This window comes from Xanthomonas sp. SS (genome assembly GCF_014236835.1).
Lineage (GTDB): Bacteria > Pseudomonadota > Gammaproteobacteria > Xanthomonadales > Xanthomonadaceae > Xanthomonas_A.
The window spans coordinates 4,444,975-4,465,045 of the sequence record NZ_CP051190.1; the positions used below are offsets into that span (position 1 = coordinate 4,444,975).

Genomic DNA, 20,071 nt, shown 5'->3' on the forward strand with positions numbered 1-20,071 from the left:
GGCGCTATGCTGCCAGTGCCGGCGGCGATCGCCCCGGCGGAAAAGGACATCGACAAGGGGACATCATGAAGAACCTATGGAGCGTGCTCGCGTTGGCGGGCGTCATGCTGGTGGCCGGCTGCTCGACCAATAGTGTCGTGCGACAGAGCTACAAGGCCACGGCACCGGAGACCTACTGGTACCAGATCAAAGGCAACGAAGATACCGACGCCGAAAGCCTGGGCATGTTCCAGCGCCAGCTCGACGAAAAGTTGGGCGAGGCGCATCTGCGCGGTGCCGAAGGCAGCGCCGACGCGCGCAAGATGACGATCACCATCGACCACTACTACATGCGCAGCAACGGCGCGCGTTTCTGGGCCGGCATCATGGCCGGGCGCGACAAGATCAAGAGCAAAGTCGAGGTCGCTGGCGCAGATGGCAAGACCGCCGCGCGTTTCGATGTCGAGTCGACCAATACCAGCGCCTGGGGCACTTCCGAAGGCCTGGTCGGCCGCCACGCCGAAGAAATCGTCGAACGGCTCAAGCAGTTGCAGTAAGTCGGCGTGTTCTGCGGAGGCGCAACTGGTGTCCTCCGCAAGCGATAGCTGTGCCAGACCACTTGCCATTCGCAGTGTTGTGAGAGTGACTTCAGTCGCGACGGGCTTTATCGGTAATGCCCGTCGCGACTGAAGTCGCTCTTACAAGAGGTTGATGCCTGCAAGCCGATAAGCGCATCGGCTCCAGGCTCGTCTTCGCAGTCGGCTCGGCTGCCGTCGTGCGCGCGCATGTCGCCGCGGTGCCTGCGCCTATTCCAGCGTCACCCGTAGGTCGCGATTGGCGATGGCCTGGTTGCCGCTGTAGTCGCTTGCGGTGATGCGGATCAAGTAGTCGCCTGCGGGCAGCGCGTCCGGCTGCCATCGTCCTTCGGCAATGTGGCCGTCGCGCACGGTGTTGGTCACCACGTAGCGGAAGCGGGTCGTGGCGCTGCCGTGCACGGTGATGCCGCTGTCGGCGGCGTAGGCCACCTTCACCGCGTCGGCATCGGCGGGCATGCGGTCGAACTGGATGCTCGGCTGCGGCGGCGCGGCACCGGGCAACGCCCGGCCTTGCGCATCGAGCACTTCGTAGCCCAGCGCGTACAGGCCAAGGCGCCGGCGCGGCAGGTTGCGATCCACCTGGTCCCAGGCCTCCACCACGATCTGCACGCCGCCGTTGCCGCGCGCCACCCGCACCCGTCCTTGCGTCGCCGGCAGCGCCTGGCCGGTGCCGTCGAACAGTTCGATGCGCTGGATCTGCGGCGGGTAGTGATCGGCGTAGTCGCGGAAGCCGAGCAGCACTGCATTGCGTTCGAAGCCGCTGGCGCCGACGCTCAGGTGCACATGCGCCATCGCGTTGATCGTGCCCAGCGCGTCGCCGGCGGCGAAGCGGGTGCCGCGCAGCACGCGCACCCGCTCCGGCGCGCCGCTGTCGTCGGTGAGCAGGTGGAAGCGTTGCGGATCCAGCGGCGCGCCCTGCGCGGTGCGGCCCACGCGCATGTGGATGTAGCCGAGCTGGTCCAGCGCCATGCCTTCGCCGAGCTTGCCCAGCGCCCAGGTCGCGCTGGCGCTGGCGACCTTGGCATCGGCGATGGCGTAGACCGTCTGCCCGACGTCGCCGCGGATATCCAGGCCTGCATGCAGATGGTCGCGGCTCTCGCCCTGGTAGTTGCCGCGCACCTCGCCGAGCGTGCCGACCACCTCGTGCCAGCCGTCCTGCGGGCGCAGCGGCCAGCGGCCGTGGGTGATTGGCAGCGGCTGTGCGGCGGCGGGTCCGATCACCGCGGGCGCGGCGGCGGCGGCGGCCTGCGGCGCGGTCGGCAGCAGCCGGTGCACCCGCGCGCTGCCCGCATCGGTAACGTAGACCACGCCGTCCGCGGCCACGGTCACGCCGGCCGGACGCGCCAGGCTGGTGTCGCTGCGCTCGCCGGACAGCACCAGCACGTGCCCGGTCGAGGTGACCTGCAGCACGCGGCCGTCGTCGCTGCCGACGTAGCCGTGACCATCGAAGGTCAGGCCCAGGCTCAGCGGCCGCGATAACGGCGACGCCTCGCTGGCGCCGGCCAGGGTGATCACTCGCCCGTCCGGCAGCAACTGGCGGATCGCGTCGTTGCGCAGGTCGGCGATCCACAGCACGCCGGCACGGTCCACCTTCAGATCGGTCGGCGTATCGAAGCGCGCTTCGGCGCCCATGCCATCGGCATAGCCGGGGCGTTCGCCGCCGGCGAGCGTGCGCACCTGGCCGTCGCGTTCGATCACGCGGATGCGGTCGTTGTAGGTGTCGGCGACGTAGACGCGCCCCTGCGCATCCACCGCCACGCCCATCGGGCCGTTGAAGCGCGCCTGCGCGGCCGGACCATCGCGGAAACCGGCCGTGCCGTCGCCGGCCAAGGTGCTCACCACGCCCTGCGCGCTGAGCTTGCGGATCGCATGGTTGCCGGTATCGGCGATGTACAGCGTGCCCGCCGCGTCCACGGCGATGCCCGATGGCGTCGCGAAGCGCGCGGCGCTGGCAGGGCCGTCCACGAAGCCTTCGGCACCGCCGGCGATGGTGGACACCACACCATCGCGGGCGATGCGGCGAATGCGGTTGTTGTCGCCGGCATCGGCCAAGTACAGCACGCCATGCGCATCGACCACGATGCCGTAGGGATCGGCGAAGCGTGCACGCCCGGCGGCGCCATCGGCCAAGCCGCGCACGCCGTCGCCGGCTACCCACTGCAGCTGCGCCAGCCAACCCAGTGGTGTCGGCGCCGGCGCGCTGGAGGTGCGCGCCGCGCTGTGCGGATGTTCGCTTCGCCACCACGCCAACGACGCGAGCGATACCAGCGCCAGCAACAGCAGCCACACCCCGGTCTTTCTCATGCCCTGCCCGCGCAACGAATGGTCACGCACCTTAGACAAAGCGCGCGGCGCAGGGAAGCGCTTGCGCGCGTGCCTGGCGGCCTCCTAAGCGACCGCAGCTGCGAAATCGATGAACGCCACCGGCACCTGCGCGGTCAGCCAGACGCCGTTGTCGGCGCGATAGAACGCATGCCCCGCCTCGGCCATGGCCTGCGCGCGCACCGTCAGCAACACGGCCTGCCCGTAGCGCTGCCCGACCTGCAAGGCCGTGTCGGGCGACACGGACAGGTGCACGTGCTGGCGCTGGCCCGGCAGCAACCCGTCGCGGCGGATCGCGTCCACGAACCGGGTCGCGGTGCCGTGGTACAGCTGCGGCGGCGGCTCCGCGGATGCCAGGCCCAGGTCCACCGGCAGCGAATGCCCCTGATTGGCGCGGATGCGGTGGCCATCGGTGCTGAGCGCGAAACGCTGCTTGTCGCTGTGCGCCACCACCCGCTGCAGTTGCGCATGGGTCAACGGATGGGTGGGCTGCGCCAGCCGCAGCAGTTCGTCGATCGAGGCCCAGCCCTGCGCATCGAGCCGCAGCCCGATCGCCTGCGGCTGGTGCCGCAACACCCAGCTCAGGAACTTGCTTGCGGTCTCGTCGGAACAGTCCATCGCAGCGGCCTCGGCCTGCACTCGGGCCGGGCACGATAGACCAGGCCGGCGCGGTCAGCCACCCAGGCCGAGCTGTTCGGCCAGGTCGTTGCGCGGCGAGCGGCCATACAGGCGGCTGTATTCGCGGCTGAACTGCGACGGGCTCTGGTAGCCGACGCGATAGCCGGCCGAACCCACGTCCATCCGCTCCACCACCATCAGCCGCCGCGCCTCGCGCAGGCGCAGCTGCTTCTGGTATTGCAGCGGGGTCATCGCGGTCACCGCGTTGAAATGGTGGTGCAGCGACGAGGCGCTCATGTTCACCTGCCGCGCCAGGTCTTCGATCCGTATCGGCTCGGCGTAATGCTGGCGCAGCCACGCGATCGCCTTGGCGATGCGGTTGCTGGGGCTGTCCTCCTGCGCGATGCGCAGCAGGTTCGGGCCGCACGGGCCGGTCAGCAGGCGATACAGGATTTCCTGCTCGATCAGCGGCGCCATCGCGGCGATGTCGTCGGGCTGTTCGAGCAGCCGCAGCATGCGCAGCGTCGCATCCAGCAGCGCCGCGCTGGCGGTGTTGACCGACACCCCGCGCACGCAATCGGCGCTGGCCTGCGCCGGCAACGGAATGCGTTCGAGCAGGTCGCGCAGCCGGTCCGGGCGGATCGCCATGGCCAGGCCCAGCAATGGCTGCTCCGGGCTGGCCTGGGTGATGCGCGAGACCACCGGCAGGTCCAGCGCCACCAGCAGATAGGTGCCGGCCGCGTAGTGGTATTCCTCGGCGCCCAAGCTCAGGCACTTCTCGCCCTGCACCACCAGGGCGAAGCACGGCCACTGCGCGGTGTGCGTCTTTGGCGAGGGCGCGGTGCGGTACGAACAGTACAGGCCGTCGATGGCGGTATCGCCGTCGCCGTCGGGGACGGCCAATCGGGCAATGAGGGCGGCGATTTCTTGATAGCGGTCGGCAAGCGCGGTCATCGGCGTCGGCGCGGTGGCGGGCAATCCAGGGACATACAGCTTGCCTGATGCTGCGACGGCGCGTTCGCCGCCGCGGCACGGTTTGCAGGATCGGACAAGAATTCCGCGGGATCGCGATAACGCGGCCCGGCGCCGCGCTCGCATTCTGTGCAGGCCGGATCCCCCGTCGCGTCTACCGGAGTGCTCCCATGCCCATCCTGCTCCCCTCCTCCCCCACCTGCGCGCCGATCGCCGCCGCCGCGCCCCGCCGCACCCGTTCCCTTCACTGCGCCGCGCCGCGCAAAGCGCAGGGCTGAGCCGATGCAAGCGCATAGCGAAGCCCTGGAAATCACCACCTTCCGCCTGCAGGACTGCACCTGGCGCACCTTCCTGCGCGCCAACGCCGAGGTCGATGCCTGGCTGCAACGCCAGCCCGGCTTCCGCTCGCGGCGCATCGCGCGGCGCCGCGACGGCACCGTGGTCGACATGCTGCTGTGGGACAGCGTGGCGCACGGCACCGCCTCGGCGCGGCGGCTGATGCGCGAACTGCGCGGCGCGGCGATCCACGCGCTGATCGACCCGGACACGGTGTCCTGGGACATCGCGCCGGTACAGCACGTCAGCGGCGAAGAGCGCGGCGAAAGCGAGGCGGAAGCCGAAGCGGACAGCCTCGCCGCCTAGCAAGCGCGAGCGCCTGCCGCCGCGCTCACACCCAGCCGCGGCGGCGGAACCACGCCAGCGGCAGCACCACGCTCAGCGCGATCACGCCCAACGCCCAGTAATAGGCGCCGTGCCACTTGAGTTCGGGCATGTGCGCGAAGTTCATGCCCCAGATGCCGACCAGCACCGTCGGCGGAATGCCCACCACCGACGCCACCGCCATCACCTTCATCACGTTGTTCTGGTCCATGTTGATCATGCCCAGCACGCTGTCGAGCAGGAACTCGACGCGGTCGTCCAGGTGCTGCTCGAACTCGCTCAGGGTGACCAGGTCCTTGTGCAGCAGGACGATGCGCTTGGCCGCATCGGCGCCGAACCAGTCCGGCGCGGCGCCGTCCAAGTAGGTGGCCAGGCGCAACAGGCCCTGCCCGGCGTTGTGCATGCCGCCGAGCCGCCGCCCCATGCCGCCGACCGCATTGAGCATCCGCTCCAGGTCGCGCGACTTGTGCGGTTCGTCGAAGGCCATCCGGGTGGTCTCGGTGATCTCCGCTTCAAGCGCTTCCAGCCGGTCCGCCAGGCGGCCGACCACCTGATCGAGCAGGCGCAGCAGCAGATCGTCGCTGCTCCGGCACGGGTTCTTCTCCAGTTGCGCGGCCACCGCCTGCAGCGAGCCCATGCGCTGCTCGCGCTGGGTCACCAGCATCCGCGGCGACAGCGCGAAGCCCAGCGGCGCAGTCGGGCCGTCGTCGTCCTGGAAACGCGGCACGTTGAGGAACAGCACGTCGCCCTCGGTGCGCACCCGGCTGCTGAACTCGATCTCGCCGATCGCCGCCCGCGTGGGCAGGGCGAACCCCACCTGCCGGTCGGCCTCGGCGAGTTCCTCGGCGCTGGGCTGGCACAGGTCCACCCAGCAGAACGGTTGCGCGGACGTTCCGGCAATGCGGTGGATCGTGATCATCGGGATCGGCTTGATGGCGGGAGGGCGCGAGCATCCTCCGCCGCGGCTGAAGCGAACGTCAACGGCGCAGGCACGCACCGCAGCCGCGACCGCCGCGACACCGCACCGAAAAGCGCCATCGCTGCGCTATGGCCGGCCCACGCCATGCCGCCGCTCAGGCGCGCGCGCCACCGCGGCGCTTCAACGCATAGCCGATGCCCAGCAGCAGGAACCAGGCCGGGCTGGCCAGCAAGGCCTGCCGGGTGTCGTCCTGCAGGGTCAGCAACGCCAGCACGAAGGCGAAGAACGCCAGGCACACGTAGCACATGAGCACGCCGCCGGGCATCTTGAACGCCGAGGCCGCATGCAGCTGCGGGCGCTTGCGCCGGTAGGCGATGTACGCGCACAGGATCAGCGACCAGACGAACATGAACAGCACCGCGGCCAAGGTGGTGACCAGGGTGAAGGCGGTGACCAGGTTCGGGATCAGGTACACCAGCAGCGTGCCGCCGAGCAGGCAGGCGCAGGAGAACAGCAGCCCGCGCGCCGGCACCGCCGCGCGCGACAGCCGGGCGAACCCGCGCGGCGCATGCCGCTCCTCGGCCAGGCCGTAGAGCATGCGGCTGGTGGAGAAGATGCCGCTGTTGGCCGAGGAGGTGGCCGAGGTCAGCACCACGAAGTTGATCAGGCTAGCCGCGGCCGGCACCCCGGCCAGCACGAACAGCTCCACGAACGGGCTCTTGCCCGGCACCACGTCGCGCCACGGCGTCACCGCCATGATCGCGATCAGCGCCAGCACGTAGAACACCAGGATCCGCACCGGGATCGAATTGATCGCCTTGGGCAGGTTGCGCTGCGGGTCGGCGGTCTCGGCGGCGGTGGTGCCGACCAACTCGATGCCGACGAAGGCGAACACCGCGATCTGGAAGCCGGCGAAGAACCCCCCGATGCCCATCGGGAACATGCCGCCGTCGTTCCACAGATTGGCCAGCGACGCCACGTGCCCGGACGGCGACTGGAAGCCCCAGGCCACCAGCCCGGCGCCGGTAATGATCAACGCGCAGATCGCCACGATCTTGATCAGCGCGAACCAGAATTCCATTTCGCCGAACAGCTTCACCGTCACCAGGTTCAGGCTCAGCAGCAACAGCACGCACAGCATCGCCGGGATCCACGGCGCCAGGCCGGGGAACCAGAACTGCGCATAGGCGGCGATCGCGATCACGTCGGCGATGGCGGTGATGATCCAGCAGAACCAGTAGGTCCAGCCGCAGAAGAACCCGGCCCACGGACCGAGCAGGTCGGTGGAGAAGTCAATGAACGACTTGTACTCCAGGTTCGACAGCAGCAGTTCGCCCATCGCGCGCATCACGAAGAACAGCATCGCGCCGATGATCAGGTACACGAACAGGATCGACGGGCCGGCCAGGCTGATGGTCTTGCCCGAGCCCATGAACAGGCCGGTGCCGATGGCGCCGCCGATCGCGATCAATTGCAGGTGGCGGTTGGACAGGCTGCGCTGCAGATGGTCGGGCTGGGCGGACGGGTCGGACATGGGCGCGGCCATCGGCAGGGGACAATCGGACAACATAGTGAACCCGGCCAGCGTCCGCCAGTAGCGACGCATTGCATGCCGCCGCACGGCGGCAACCGCGGCCGGACGCTGCCATGCACCGCGCAGCGCCCGGACGCGGTATCGCGATCACACCGGCTTGGCGCCCTGGCCCAGCGCCACGAAACTGAAGTCGCGATCGGATTGCGCGCCGTTGCCGTCGCCGGTCTTGATCAGCACCTGCCGCGCGTCGATGCGGATGATGACCGCGTTGTCGCGGGTGTCGCCGTCGCCGCCGTAGATCTGGGTGATGGCGGCGCCGCCCAGGGTCTCGAACGCCGGCTGGAACGACAACAGATAGTGTCCGGTGCCGGTCCGCGCCACCGAGAATCCGCTGCCGTTGCGGATCTGGCCGTTGCCCGCCACCACGCCTGCCACCACGCGGCCCGAAGGCCCCTGGACGAAGCCGATCGCCTCGCCCGCCAATTCGTTGATCATGAAAATCTCCAGATTCGATGGAAGAAAAGAACCGGCGCCGCGCGCCCATGCCGTGCCTCGTCCGTGAGAGGCCAGCATCGGCACGGCGCGCACGGCGCACCATCGGGGATTTGCTGATCGCGTGCGGTCTGCGCACTGAGGCGGTGCGGCGCAGCGCCGCAGCGGAGCGAGCGCCAGCGCGGACCGCGCGCGGCGCCGGCGCCTCACACGATCTTGGTGCGCCGCCACCACTGCGTGACCTTTTCCTCGCGCACCAGGGTGAACAGGCCGGCGCCCAGGATCAGCGCGATGCCGACCAGCATCGGCCAGTCCAGGTGATCGTGGAACAGCAAGTAGCCGAAGCCGATCGCCCACAGCATCTGGCTGTACTGGGTCGGCGCCACCGCGCTGACCGGCGCCGCCCGCGAGGCGTACATCATGAAGATCGCCGCCAGCCCGGCGAGCAGGCCATAGCCGGCCAGCAGCACCCATTGCTGCCAGGTCGGCCACACGAAGGTCGGCAGCATCAGCAGCGCGCCCATCAGCAACGGGCCGAGCACGCCGGCACCGTACAGGGTCAGGCGTTTCTCGCCCGGCCCGGCCATGCGCAGGCTGATCACCGAGATCGCCCCGACCAGGCCGCAGACGATGGCCGCGACATGGCCTTCGCTCAGGTGCCGGAAGCCGGGCCGCAACACGATCAGCACGCCGACGAAACCGACGATCACCGCCAGCCAGCGCCGCCAGCGCACCTCCTCCTTGAGCAACAGCACCGACAGCACGGTGACGAAGATCGGCATCAGGAAGATCAGCGCGAACGCCTCGGCCATCGGCAACAGGGTGAACGCGGTGACCGCGGACAGATTGCCGACCGCACCGGTGAACGCGCGCAGCAACCAGATGCTGGGACGCTGCGCCACCACCACCTCGCGCCAGCGGTCGCCGCGCTTCTTCAGGAACGGCAGCGCGGCGAGCATCAGCAACGCGCCGAAGAACACCACCTCGTACGCCGGCAGCGTGCCCTCCAGGCCCTTCACGAACGCATCGCTGATCGAATAGGCGGCATAGCAAGCGAAACCGAGCAGCACACCTTTGAGCATCGCGGATCCTGGCAGCTGGCGCCGCGTGCGGCGTCGGCCATTGAAGGGGGAGGACGCCGCCATTATGCGTCGCCATCGCCACGGCCACCATGACGGTTCGCCGCAACCAGCACACGCGCGAGCCACGTGCCGCAGTGCGGATTGCGCCGTCGTCGCCGATGAGTCCTGTGCGACGCATGCCGGCAAGCGCCTGCCTGACACGCCGCGGCCGCGCCGGCGCAGGACTTCGCCGCGGGCCTCGGTTACGATGCCCTCCCCCGTACCGACGACCCGGCCTCGCGCAGCGCGCGCGGCGCAGCGCCTCCCTCGACGTGACCCATTCCTCCGGCCCCCTGCTGACCCGCCCGCTCGCCGACGCGCTGCTTGCCGCACGCGATGGCGGCGCCGCCACCTGGACCGGGTCGCTGGATCTGCAGCGCAGCGAAGGCCAGGCCGTGCTCGACGCGGACAGCTGGCAGTGGCGCGGGCAGGCGTATCCGTATCCGTCCAAGCTCAAGGACCGCACGATCTACCACTGGGATGGCGAAGCATTCGCGCCGGTGTCGCGCTTCGGCGGCGCGCTGATCAAACTGGTGCCGACCGAATGGGGCGCACCGACCTTCGAGATCGACGGCATCAAGATGCTGCCGAGCGCGCAGCTGTCCCCGTTCGAGGATGCGCGGCGCAAGGTCGCGTTGATCGAACCGCGCGGCAAGCGGGTGCTCGACACCTGCGGCGGGCTCGGCTATTTCGCCGCCTGCGCGCTGGAGGCCGGCGTGGCGCAACTGCACTCGTTCGAGAAGAACGCCGACGTGCTGTGGCTGCGCACGCTCAACCCGTGGTCGCCGGATCCGGCCGCCAGCGACGGCCGCCTGCAGCTGGTGCACGCCGACGTCGCCGAGGCCATCGTCGCCATCGCCAGCGATTCGATGGATGCGCTGCTGCACGACCCGCCGCGCTTCGGCATCGCCGGCGAGCTGTATTCGCAGGCGTTCTACGACCAACTCGCGCGGGTGCTGCGTCGCGGCGGGCGGCTGTTCCACTACACCGGCAGCCCGAACAAACTGACCAGCGGCCGCGACGTGCCGCGCGAGGTGGCCAAGCGCCTGGAGAAAGCCGGCTTCCGCGCAGAACTCGCGCTGGACGGCGTGCTGGCGACGCGCCGCTAGCCCATCTCGATCCGGTTGCAGAAGCGGCTGGATCATCGGTGCGACACGCGCAAGCTAGCCGCACGCCCTTGTAGGAGCGGCTTCAGCCGCGACAGACACCCCATCGCGATCGATGCACGGCGCAGCTGCACGGCGCATGCAACGCCGAAACAACGCCACCCACAATCACTCCTCACACCAAAGCAGCAATCCGCTCGCGCAACCAGCGATGCGCCGGATCGCGGTGCACGCGCTCGTGCCAGAGCATGGCCATCTCGTAACCGGCCACGGCCACCGGCGGCGCGCAGACCTTCAGCCCGGGATGCGCACGCACCAGGCGCGACGGCAGCATCGCCACCAGGTCGGTGTGCAGCAGCGCGTCGATGACGAACAGGAAATGCGGCACCGACAGCACCACCCGGCGCTGCAGCCCGCGCGCGTGCAGCGCCGCGTCGGTGACGCCGCTGAACCCGCCGCCGTCCGGCGACACGATCACGTGTTCGAGCTTGCAGAACTGCGCCAGCGTCGGGCGCCGCTGCAGCTGCGGATGCCCGGCGCGGCCGGCCAGCACATAGCGCTCGGCGAACAGCGTGCGCTGGCGCAGGTTCGGCGGCGCGCCGTCGCGGGTGTGCAGGGCCAGGTCGATCTCGCCCTGCTCGGCCTGGCGCGCGATCTGCAACGGCGCCATTTCCAGCACCGCCAATCGCGTGCCCGGCGCCGCGCTGCGCAGCGCGGCCAGCGCCGGCAGCAGGATGGTCGATTCGCCATAGTCGGTCGCGGCCACACGCCAGCTATTGCTAGCCTGCGCGGGGTCGAACGGCGCATCCGCCGCCACCGCGCGCTGCAGCGCCTCCAGCGCCTGCCGCAGCGGTGCGCGCAAGGCCTCGGCGCGCGCGGTCGGGCGCATGCCGCGCGGCCCGGGCAGCAGCAGCGGATCGTCCAGCGCCTCGCGCAGCTTGGCCAGGTGCACGCTGACCGAGGGTTGCGACAGGTGCAGGCGCGCGGCGGCGCGGGTCACGTTGTGCTCGGCGAGCAGCGCGTCCAGGGTCAGCAGCAGGTTGAGGTCCAGGCGTCCGAAATTAAGCATGGTTATAGCTGGGATTCCTGTAATTCATTTCAACTATAGCTGGCTACAACCTACCTTGGCTGCATCCCATTGCCGAGGTCGCCCATGAACGTGCTGCTGGTCTATGCCCATCCCGAACCCACATCGCTCAACGGCGCGCTCAAGGACTTCGCCGTGCAACGCCTGCAGGCCGCCGGGCACCAGGTGCAGGTATCGGATCTGTATGCAATGCAGTGGAAGCCGACGCTCGACGCACAGGACAGCCTGGACGGCGCGGCCGGCGATCGCTTCGATCCGTCGCTGGACTCCCAACGCGCCTTCGCCAACGGCCGCCAAAGCGCGGACATCGCAGCAGAGCAGGACAAGTTGCGCTGGGCCGACGCCGTGCTGCTGCAGTTCCCGCTGTGGTGGTTCTCGATGCCGGCGATCCTGAAAGGCTGGGTGGACCGGGTCTATGCGTATGGCTTCGCCTACGGCGTCGGCGAACATTCCGACCTGCGCTGGGGCGACCGCTACGGCGAGGGCACGCTGGCCGGCAAGCGCGCGATGCTGATCGTCACCACTGGCGGCTGGGAATCGCACTACGCGCCGCGCGGCATCAACGGCCCGATCGACGATGTGCTGTTCCCGATCCAGCACGGCATCCTGCACTACCCGGGTTTCGACGTGCTGCCGCCATTCGTGGTCTATCGCAGCAGCCGCATGGATGCGGACCGGTTCGCACAGATCCGCGACACGCTCGGCCAACGCCTGGACGCGCTGTGGAGCGCCGTGCCGATCGCGTTCCGCAAGCAAAACGGCGGCGACTATGCCATTCCGGAGCTGACGCTGCGGCCGCAGGTCGCGCAGGGCCAGGTCGGGTTCGCGGCGCATGTGATGGGGTCCGAAGAAGATCGCGCCGCAGCGACAGCGGCTGCGCACGACCAGCGGATCCCTCAGACATGAAGCCCAGCGCCGGGCGGTAGGATGGCACGTGCGGCGAATGCGCCGCGCCTGCCTTCGGAGCCCAGCCGCACGTGATCGCATCCACATCCGCCCGCCTGCTCGCCCTGTGCGCCACCCTGCTGCTCGGCGCCTGCGCCACGCAGGCACCGCGCGCGCCCGAGCGCACGCCGACCGAGATCAAGGCCGACATCGCGCGGCGCATCCCGGCCGCGATCCCCGACCGCAGCGGCTGGGCCAACGACGTGTACGTGGCGCTGTCCTCGCAGGAACTGGCTACCAGCGCCGACAACATCTGCGCGGTGCTGGCGGTGATCGAACAGGAATCCACCTACCAGGCCAATCCGCCGGTGCCCGGCCTGGGCAAGATCTCGCGCGCCGAACTCGGCCGCCGCGCGTCCGCATTGCATGTGCCCGTGTTCATGCTCGACGCCGCGCTGGCGGTGAATTCACCGAATGGCCGCAGCTACGGCGAACGCATCGCCGCCGCGCGCACCGAGCAGGAACTGAGCGCCATCTTCGAAGACTTCGCCAGCAGCGTGCCGCTGGGCCAGCGCCTGTTCGGCGACCTCAACCCGGTGCATACCGGCGGGCCCATGCAGGTGAGCATCGCCTTCGCCGAGGCGCATACCGATGGCTACCCGTACCCACTGCAGGACACGGTGCGCCACGAGGTATTCGGTCGCCGCGGCGGCGTGTGGTTCGGCACCCGCCATCTGCTCGGCTACCCGAGCGACTACGACGCGCTGCTGTACCGCTTCGCCGATTTCAACGCCGGCTGGTACGCCAGCCGCAATGCGGCGTTCCAGGCGGCATTGGCGAAGGCCAGCGGCACCACCCTGGCCCTGGACGGCGATCTGCTGATTCCCGGCAGCGACATCGACCAACCCGGCGCCACCGAACGTGCCGCGCGCGGCCTGGGCTCGCGCCTGGCGCTGGACGACAAGGACATCCGCCGCGCCCTGCAGCGCGGCAACGCCGCCGATTTCGGCGACACCGCACTCTACCGCAAGGTGTTCGCGCTGGCCGAACGCAACGCAGGCAAGCCGCTGCCGCGCGCGATCCTGCCCGGCATCACCCTGGAAAGCCCGAAGATCACCCGCACCCTCACCACCGCCTGGTTCGCGCAGCGCGTCGCCGAACGCTGGCGCCGCTGCATGGGCAAGTGACTGCAGCGGCATGTCCCGCCGCCGCCGGGCTACTTCGGCTTGTCCAGCACCAGGAACACCCACGCGATGGCCACGGCCAGCAACAGCAACAGGACGGTGAAAACCCCGTCCCATGCCATCCAGAACCAATAGCGCCCGGGATCGGTGTCCAGCAGATACACCTGGGGCGAGCCGAAGCGCGATCCGCCCGTGTACACGCCGCTCAGCAACGCCTTCACCAGCAGGTAGAGCTTCAACAAGGCGCTCGCCGCCGCCAGCGCGACGACCAGCAGCGACACCGGCCAACGCAACCAGGCGGGCAGGCGGCGGCCGGATCCGCGCGCAGCTGCGCTCCCATGTTGCCGTCGTCGACGCTTTCCCATCGTCTCCACTGCCTGCGTTGATGGCCTGCATTCTAGAGCCGCCGCAGCGGCTGGCGCGCGCAAACTGCGCCTGCGCAGCGTTGCCGCTATACTTGCCGCGCATCGCTTGCGCAGAACGCGTTACCGGCCCGGACTGCCGCCATTGCACCCATCAAGGATGATCGCGCCGGCCTCGCCCCGGCATGCCGCACGCGTCGATTTCCTTGCCTTGCGCTCCCAGGCCGGTCACCCGGCGGAAAGCGCGTTCCCACCAAGGAAACCCCTCTTGAAAAATCTTCTCACCCTCGTCCTGCTGGCCCTGTGCGCGGCCGCGCTGTCCGCCTGCGATCCCACCACCGGCAAAAAGAACATGTCGCCGGAGGACTACCTGACCTACAACGTCTCGGCCTGGAACGGCGTCACCTCGGTGACCGAGCCGTGGATCGGCGGCGAGCGCGGCGAGCAGCTGCTGGCCGATGCGAGCGAACTGAAGTCGATGCAGCCGCACCGCAACGCGCTGAACAATCCGCGCAAGCAGGTCGCCAGTTCCAACACGGGCTACGAAGGCTTCGGCATTCCCGAAGACGCGCAGGACATGGACGCCATGCTGAAGGCCTACTACAAGAAGACCGACACGGTGCTGGCGACGTTGCAGGAAATCACCGCGCTGCCCGACGGTTACACCGAAGCGCAGGTGCAGCCGCTGCTGGAACGGCTGAACACCGAATCGGACGCCCTCGACAAGGAAGCGACGGCGCTGGACGCCGCGCAGAATGCCTACGCCAAGAAGCACCGCATCCATCTGGTGACCAGCGGCTGAGCCTGCGGCGCCAATGGACAAGAAAAAAGCGGCCTCCGGGCCGCTTTTTTTGTTTGCGCCGAGCAGAAGAGCCGAGCGGCGCGTGATCGGCACTATTGCCGCTATCGCACCACGCCCTGCCGCGGCAAGCCGAGCAAACCGATGCGGCGGAACCACATTTCCAGCGGCACCGTGACCAGCGGCGGCAATGCCGCCAGCAGACTCAGCAGCCACGCCCACCACGGCCAGCGCAGGCGCACCGCAGCGATCACGCTCGCGACCAGGTAGACCAGGAACGCCACCCCGTGCAGGCGGCCGAACAGCCACACGCCCAGTTCGGTGGTCTGGGTGCCGTACTTGAGCAGCATGCCGAGCAGCAGGCCGGCCCAGGTCAGGCCCTCGAAGAAGGCGGCGGCGGCGAACAGCCGGCCGACAGGCGAAATCGGATGGGAAGGCACAGGCAACTCCAGTGGGAAGGAAGACGCCGCGACGCGATGGCGGCGGCGACGCCCGCTGGCGCCATCATTCTACAGGCCCGGCGCCGGCCCTCGGCGCTTGGCCGCGGCGAATACGGCTTCACTCGTCGTCGAGCAGCGCATCGAGCATGCGCTGCGGTTGCTCCAGGAACGCGCGCGTCAGCCGGTAGTGCTCGGTGTCGCGGTACGCCACGCGCTGCAATCCATCCTCGCCGATCTGCAGGATGTCCGCATGCGGGTACGCCATCAGGATCGGCGAATGCGTAGCGATCACGAACTGCGAGCGCTGTTGCACCAGCTGATGCAGCCGCGTCAGCATCGCCATCTGCCGCGACGGCGACAAGGCCGCCTCCGGCTCGTCCAGCACATAGAAACCGTTGCCGCCGAAGCGGTGCAGCATCAGCGCGAAGAACGACTCGCCGTGCGACTGCGCGTGCAGCGATACGCCGCCGTAGCTGTCGATGACGCCTAGTCGTTCGATTTCGCTGGCGACGTTGTAGAAGCTTTCGGCGCGCAAGAAGAACCCGTCGCGCGGGCGGCGGCCGCTGCGGCCCAGGCGCAAGGCGTCGTGCAGGTTGGAATGCGACGCCAGCGTGCTGAAGTTGAAATTCCTGGTCCCGCCCTCGGCATTGAAACCCCAGGCCACCGCGATCGCTTCCAGCAGGGTCGACTTGCCACTGCCGTTCTCGCCGACGATGAAGGTCACCTTCGGATGGAAGCGCAGCACGCCCAGGTTGCGCACCGCCGGCAGCGAATACGGCCAGGCCTGCATCGAGGGCACGCGGTCCTCCTTCAGCGTGACATCCATCAGATAGTGCTCGGCATCGATCGCGCGCACGGGTTCCCTCCCGGCCGGCGGTAGGCAGGCACAACGGCATCAAGTGTCGCGGCGACGCTTGCTGCACGCAATGCGCGCGCAGCCCGAAGTGTCCGCCATGTCATTCCTGCGCCGATCCGCACATGCCGCATGCACGGATCGGCCGCACGATGTCAGCCGCGCATCGCAACCGCACTCAGCGGCGATCGTCCAGCACCGCCACGCCCTCCGGCGCCAACTGCACCACGTCGCTGGCCGCACCCGCGCCCAGCAGCGAGCGCATCGGCGCCGGCAGGCGCACCTGCTGCGCATCGCTGCCATGGTTGATCAGCACCAGCACGCGGCGGCGGCCGTCGCTGCGCACGCCGACCTCCACGTCCTCCGGCACGTCCGCCAGCGGCGCGCGCACCTGCGCATCGCGCAGCCAGTCGCCGGTGAGGCGATCCAGGGTCACGTCGTCGAGCCAGGCGCCGACGTAGCTGATGCGGCCCTTGCCGACCCGCCGGGTCAGCACCGCCGGCTCGCCGTCCAGCCAGCCGTTGGCCTGGCCGTAGCGCAACGGCACCTCGGTCTGCGCCGTACGCGCCTGCAACTGCTCGGCCCAGATCTTCGCAATGCCCTCGCCCGCCGCACCGGCAACCGGGATCGGCTTGTCCAGCGCATAGAACTGCTGCACGCGGCCGCCCAGCAGCTCGCCGAGCGGCCCGGGCTGGCGCTGCGGTTGCAGGCCGTTGTCGGCGTTCTTCATCGCGCTGCGCGGGCCCAGCACCAGATGCCCGCCGCGTTCGACATAGGCCTTCAGCCGCTGCGCCTGCGCCTCGCTGAGCACGTTGAGCGACGGCGCGACCACCAGCTTGTAGCCGTCCAGCGGCGCCAGCGCCGAGACCACATCGACCACCTGCGCCTGCTGCCGCAGCGGCCGGTAGAACGACTTCATCTGCACCACCGGATCGAAGTCGGCCGAATGCTTCTGGAAACCCAGCGCCCAGCGGCTGTCGAAGTCGTTGATCAGCGCCACGTCCGCGTGCGGCGCGGTGCCCGCCAGCGCCGCGCCGGCCTTGGCGAACTCCGCGCCGACCTGCTGGATCTCCGCATACACCGGCACCGGCTCGCCATCGGCGCCGACCAAGGTACCGTGGTATTCCTCCTGCCCGTTCGGCGCTGCGCGCCACTGCCAATACGCGACCGCATCGGCGCCGTGCGCCACCGCCTGCCAGGCCATCGCCCGCACCTGGCCCTTGCGCAACGCCACGTTGGTCGCGCGCCAGTTGACGAAGCCCGGCTGCGTTTCCATCACCCAGTAGTTGCGCTGCTTGTAGCCGCGGGTGAGATCGTGGCGCGCCGCGTTGTCCACCCAGTCGTAGCGCTCGCCGGCGACGTAGTCGTCCCACGCGGCGATGTCGAGTACATCGTGCACCTTGTAGGCGTCGAAGCCGGCGAACCAGCCCATGGTGTTGGTGGTGATGAACTGGCGCGGATCGGCATGCGGGCGGATGGCGTCGATCTGGTTGCGCGAGTAGTCGGTCCAGGTGTCGCTGACGAAGCGCTTCCACTCCAGCAGCAGCGCCGGATTCTGCCCGTCCTCGTGCACCGGGATCTGCACGAAGTCGTTGTAGGTCTGGCTCCAGTACGCGGTGGCCCAGCGCCGGTTCAATTCCTCGATGCTGCCGTACTTGCGCTGCAGCCAGGCATGGAACTGCGCCTTGGCCTCCGGATCGAACGAGGCCTGCGCGTATTCGTTGTCCAGCTGCCAGCCGACCACATGCGGGTTGCGACCGTAGCGCTGCGCCATCTGCTCGGCGATGGCATGGGCGAAACGGCGGTAGCGCGCACTGGCGAAGGAGAACTGCTGGCGATTGCCGTGCTCGTCGCGCACGCCGTCCTCGCCGACGCGCAGCGTGTCCGGATAGGCCTGGGTCAACCACGCCGGCGGCGCCGCGGTCGGCGTACCGAGCACCACCACGATGTGGTGCCGCGCCGCCGCGGCGATGGCGCGATCCATCCAGGCGAAGTCGTATTGGCCCTCGCGCGGCTCCATGCGGCTCCAGGCGAACTCGCCGATCCGCACCACGCGCACGTGCGCCGCCTCCATCAATGCCAGGTCGTGCTCCCACTGCGCCTCCGGCCATTGCTCCGGATACCAGGCCACGCCCAGCAGCAACGGCGCGGCATCGGCGTAGCGCGTGGCCTGCGCATGCGCAGCGGGAATCGCTGCCGCAAGAGCGAACAGCGCGCCGAACGACAGCGCGATCGCGCGCTGCAGAAACCAGGAAGGCGATGGCATAGACAGACTCGTCGATAGAGGGAAGGACGGCCGGTGAAACGAGCGGCCGCCAACAGCCATTGTGCACGCATGCACTACGCGCGCACTTGCGCAACTTGCCGAACCTGGATGCGCAACTGTGCACAAAATCGGCAGTACCGCGGTTTTGCGCGGCACAGGATTGCGCGGCGCAGCATCAGGCGTCTTGCAAAGCTCCGGCATGCACACGCACACATGATGCCTCGCAGATAGGCACGCACCATGCTCAGCCTGTGCGGCAGTGGCGACATCTCTGATCGGCATGCACGTGTCCTGAGACAAGCGCGCGACTGTCCTGCGCCTTCGCGAATGCAATCCCTGCCTCCCTGCGCCTTGCATCTCAGTTGCCGCAGTTGGCGCATGCACCGATTGTCTATGTCATGTCGACGGCGTAGGGTCACGCCCTGTCACACCCCCTGTTGCATTCCCCCGGAGACACACATGAGAACACCACGGATCCTCGCCACCCTGCTGGCGATGACCACAGCGGTCCTTTCGGCCGCGCCCGTCCTGGCACAGAACGTCACCGTCACCCCGAGCCAGACCTACCAGACCATCCAGGGATTCGGCGGCATGAGCGGCGCCGGCTGGATCGCCGACCTCACCCCGGCCCAGGTCGATCTGGCCTTCGGCAGCGACAACGGCCAGATCGGCCTGTCGATCATGCGCATGCGCATCGACCCCTCCAGTTCGGGCTGGAGCCAGCAGGTCCCGGCCGCGGTGCGCGCGCGCTCGCATGGCGCGGTGTTGCTGGCCACACCGTGGTCGCCGCCTGCGTACATGAAGTCCAACAACAGCCTCAACAACGGCGGCAAGCTGCTGCCGCAGTACTACGGCGCCTACGCCAAGCACCTGCTGGACTTCTCCAGCTACATGTCGAGCAAGGGCGCGCCGCTGTATGCGCTGTCCGTGCAGAACGAGCCGGACTGGCACCCGGACTACGAGTCGGCGGAATGGAACGGCAGCGACTTCACCAACTTCCTCAGCGCCCAGGGCGCCAGCTTCGGCAACCTGAAAGTGCTCGCGGCCGAATCGTTGAACTTCAATCCCAACCTGACCGATGGCTTGCTCAACAGCAGCGCCAGCCAGCACGTGGACATCATCGGCGGCCATCTGTACGGGGTGCAGCCGAAGGACTATCCGCTGGCGCGCAACAAGGGCAAGCAGCTGTGGATGACCGAGCACTACACCGACAATACCGACGCTAACGCCTGGCCGTCCGCGCTCGGCGTGGCCAGCGAGCTGCACAAGAGCATGGCGGCCAACTACAGCGCCTACATCTGGTGGTACATCCGCCGCAGCTACGGCCTGATCACCGAGGGCGGCGCGGTCAGCAAGCGCGGGTACGCGATGGCGCAGTACGCGCGCTTCGTACGCCCCGGCGCCAAGCGGATCGGCGCGACCGCCGCGCCCTACAGCGATGTCGCCGTCACCGCCTACAAGCGCGCCGACAACAAGATCGTGCTGGTCGCGGTCAACACCGGCACCCAGTACCGCGAACTGAAGGTCACCCTGCCCAGCGGCAGCGCCGCCAGCTTCACCAAGTACAGCACCTCGGCCAGCGTCAACGTCGGCTACGGCGGCGCGTACCAGGTCAGCAACGGCCAGACCGCGTTCTACGTCGATCCGCAGAGCGTGGCGACGTTCATCAGCAACTGAGCGTTTGCGTTGCGGCGCCCGGACAGATGTCCGTTCGCCCACAGCGCACGATGCAGGGAGGATCTGCGGCCCGACGGGCCGCAGATTCGTCCGGCCACGCATGCTGCGCGTTGGGCGTGGCGACCGTGCCGCAACCTCAGGCGCCGCATTTCGCGTGCAGACGATTTCCGCATGCAGACGGATGGATAGGCGCTCGGTT

The 20,071-nt window shown here is 68.8% G+C and carries 19 protein-coding genes; 7 read left to right on the plus strand and 12 right to left on the minus strand.

The features are described 5' to 3' along the window. Positions 1 to 65 precede the first annotated feature (65 nt). A complete protein-coding gene (locus HEP74_RS18710) occupies positions 66 to 536 on the plus strand; it encodes a hypothetical protein (RefSeq protein ID WP_185814138.1) in 471 nt (156 codons plus the stop codon). Between the two features lie 249 nt (positions 537 to 785). Here HEP74_RS18710 and HEP74_RS18715 read toward each other — a convergent pair whose 3' ends face one another. The 3 genes from HEP74_RS18715 to HEP74_RS18725 all read right to left on the minus strand — a co-directional run bounded on the left by HEP74_RS18715 (position 786) and on the right by HEP74_RS18725 (position 4,469). Then, positions 786 to 2,879: an NHL repeat-containing protein gene (locus HEP74_RS18715; RefSeq protein WP_185814139.1), complete on the minus strand. Its 2,094-nt coding sequence runs from the start codon at positions 2,877 to 2,879 to the stop codon at positions 786 to 788. Positions 2,880 to 2,963: 84 nt separating this feature from the next. Beyond that, complete coding sequence (locus tag HEP74_RS18720) at positions 2,964 to 3,515, minus strand: RNA 2'-phosphotransferase (protein WP_185814140.1); 552 nt, start codon at positions 3,513 to 3,515, stop codon at positions 2,964 to 2,966. Between the two features lie 54 nt (positions 3,516 to 3,569). Continuing rightward, positions 3,570 to 4,469 (minus strand): AraC family transcriptional regulator, encoded by a 900-nt coding sequence (locus HEP74_RS18725; protein WP_185814141.1) that lies wholly within the window; start codon positions 4,467 to 4,469, stop codon positions 3,570 to 3,572. Between the two features lie 300 nt (positions 4,470 to 4,769). Between HEP74_RS18725 and HEP74_RS18730 the strand changes: the two genes are divergently transcribed. Continuing rightward, complete coding sequence (locus tag HEP74_RS18730; RefSeq protein WP_185814142.1) at positions 4,770 to 5,129, plus strand: hypothetical protein; 360 nt, start codon at positions 4,770 to 4,772, stop codon at positions 5,127 to 5,129. Between the two features lie 25 nt (positions 5,130 to 5,154). On the opposite strand, the gene HEP74_RS18735 is transcribed toward HEP74_RS18730, so the two are convergent. The 4 genes from HEP74_RS18735 to HEP74_RS18750 all read right to left on the minus strand — a co-directional run bounded on the left by HEP74_RS18735 (position 5,155) and on the right by HEP74_RS18750 (position 9,174). Then, a complete protein-coding gene (locus tag HEP74_RS18735) occupies positions 5,155 to 6,066 on the minus strand; it encodes a CorA family divalent cation transporter (protein ID WP_185814143.1) in 912 nt (303 codons plus the stop codon). 154 nt (positions 6,067 to 6,220) lie between these two features. Continuing rightward, entirely contained in the window at positions 6,221 to 7,600 is a 1,380-nt protein-coding gene (gene cycA / locus HEP74_RS18740; RefSeq protein WP_185814144.1) for a D-serine/D-alanine/glycine transporter, read from the minus strand. A gap of 147 nt (positions 7,601 to 7,747) precedes the next feature. Beyond that, complete coding sequence (locus HEP74_RS18745) at positions 7,748 to 8,095, minus strand: hypothetical protein (RefSeq protein WP_185814145.1); 348 nt, start codon at positions 8,093 to 8,095, stop codon at positions 7,748 to 7,750. A 203-nt stretch (positions 8,096 to 8,298) separates the two neighbouring features. Continuing rightward, a complete protein-coding gene (locus HEP74_RS18750) occupies positions 8,299 to 9,174 on the minus strand; it encodes a DMT family transporter (RefSeq protein ID WP_185814146.1) in 876 nt (291 codons plus the stop codon). Positions 9,175 to 9,485: 311 nt separating this feature from the next. On the opposite strand from HEP74_RS18750, the gene HEP74_RS18755 reads away from it, so the two are divergent. After that, positions 9,486 to 10,322, plus strand: coding sequence for a class I SAM-dependent methyltransferase (locus tag HEP74_RS18755; protein WP_185814147.1), 837 nt, complete (start codon positions 9,486 to 9,488; stop codon positions 10,320 to 10,322). Positions 10,323 to 10,494: 172 nt separating this feature from the next. On the opposite strand, the gene HEP74_RS18760 is transcribed toward HEP74_RS18755, so the two are convergent. Beyond that, positions 10,495 to 11,388 carry a LysR family transcriptional regulator gene (locus HEP74_RS18760; protein ID WP_185814148.1) on the minus strand — a complete coding sequence of 298 codons (894 nt, stop codon included), beginning with the start codon at positions 11,386 to 11,388 and terminating at the stop codon, positions 10,495 to 10,497. 84 nt (positions 11,389 to 11,472) lie between these two features. Between HEP74_RS18760 and HEP74_RS18765 the strand changes: the two genes are divergently transcribed. Continuing rightward, positions 11,473 to 12,312 carry an NAD(P)H-dependent oxidoreductase gene (locus HEP74_RS18765; RefSeq protein WP_185814149.1) on the plus strand — a complete coding sequence of 280 codons (840 nt, stop codon included), beginning with the start codon at positions 11,473 to 11,475 and terminating at the stop codon, positions 12,310 to 12,312. A gap of 74 nt (positions 12,313 to 12,386) precedes the next feature. Further along, on the plus strand, positions 12,387 to 13,478 hold the full coding sequence (locus tag HEP74_RS18770) for a DUF1615 domain-containing protein (RefSeq protein ID WP_185816705.1): 1,092 nt from the start codon (positions 12,387 to 12,389) through the stop codon (positions 13,476 to 13,478). Between the two features lie 29 nt (positions 13,479 to 13,507). On the opposite strand, the gene HEP74_RS18775 is transcribed toward HEP74_RS18770, so the two are convergent. Beyond that, on the minus strand, positions 13,508 to 13,756 hold the full coding sequence (locus tag HEP74_RS18775) for a hypothetical protein (protein ID WP_255427791.1): 249 nt from the start codon (positions 13,754 to 13,756) through the stop codon (positions 13,508 to 13,510). A 349-nt stretch (positions 13,757 to 14,105) separates the two neighbouring features. Between HEP74_RS18775 and HEP74_RS18780 the strand changes: the two genes are divergently transcribed. Continuing rightward, on the plus strand, positions 14,106 to 14,639 hold the full coding sequence (locus tag HEP74_RS18780) for a hypothetical protein (protein ID WP_185814151.1): 534 nt from the start codon (positions 14,106 to 14,108) through the stop codon (positions 14,637 to 14,639). 101 nt (positions 14,640 to 14,740) lie between these two features. Here the strand turns inward: HEP74_RS18780 and HEP74_RS18785 are convergent, their stop codons facing one another. The 3 genes from HEP74_RS18785 to HEP74_RS18795 all read right to left on the minus strand — a co-directional run bounded on the left by HEP74_RS18785 (position 14,741) and on the right by HEP74_RS18795 (position 18,195). Continuing rightward, positions 14,741 to 15,061: a DUF3817 domain-containing protein gene (locus HEP74_RS18785; protein ID WP_185816706.1), complete on the minus strand. Its 321-nt coding sequence runs from the start codon at positions 15,059 to 15,061 to the stop codon at positions 14,741 to 14,743. Between the two features lie 133 nt (positions 15,062 to 15,194). Further along, positions 15,195 to 15,932, minus strand: a complete 738-nt coding sequence (locus HEP74_RS18790) for an AAA family ATPase (RefSeq protein ID WP_221893136.1) — start codon at positions 15,930 to 15,932, stop codon at positions 15,195 to 15,197. Between the two features lie 175 nt (positions 15,933 to 16,107). Continuing rightward, entirely contained in the window at positions 16,108 to 18,195 is a 2,088-nt protein-coding gene (locus tag HEP74_RS18795; protein ID WP_185814152.1) for a beta-galactosidase, read from the minus strand. Between the two features lie 459 nt (positions 18,196 to 18,654). Between HEP74_RS18795 and HEP74_RS18800 the strand changes: the two genes are divergently transcribed. Then, a complete protein-coding gene (locus HEP74_RS18800; protein WP_185814153.1) occupies positions 18,655 to 19,872 on the plus strand; it encodes a glycoside hydrolase family 30 protein in 1,218 nt (405 codons plus the stop codon). Positions 19,873 to 20,071 lie beyond the last annotated feature (199 nt).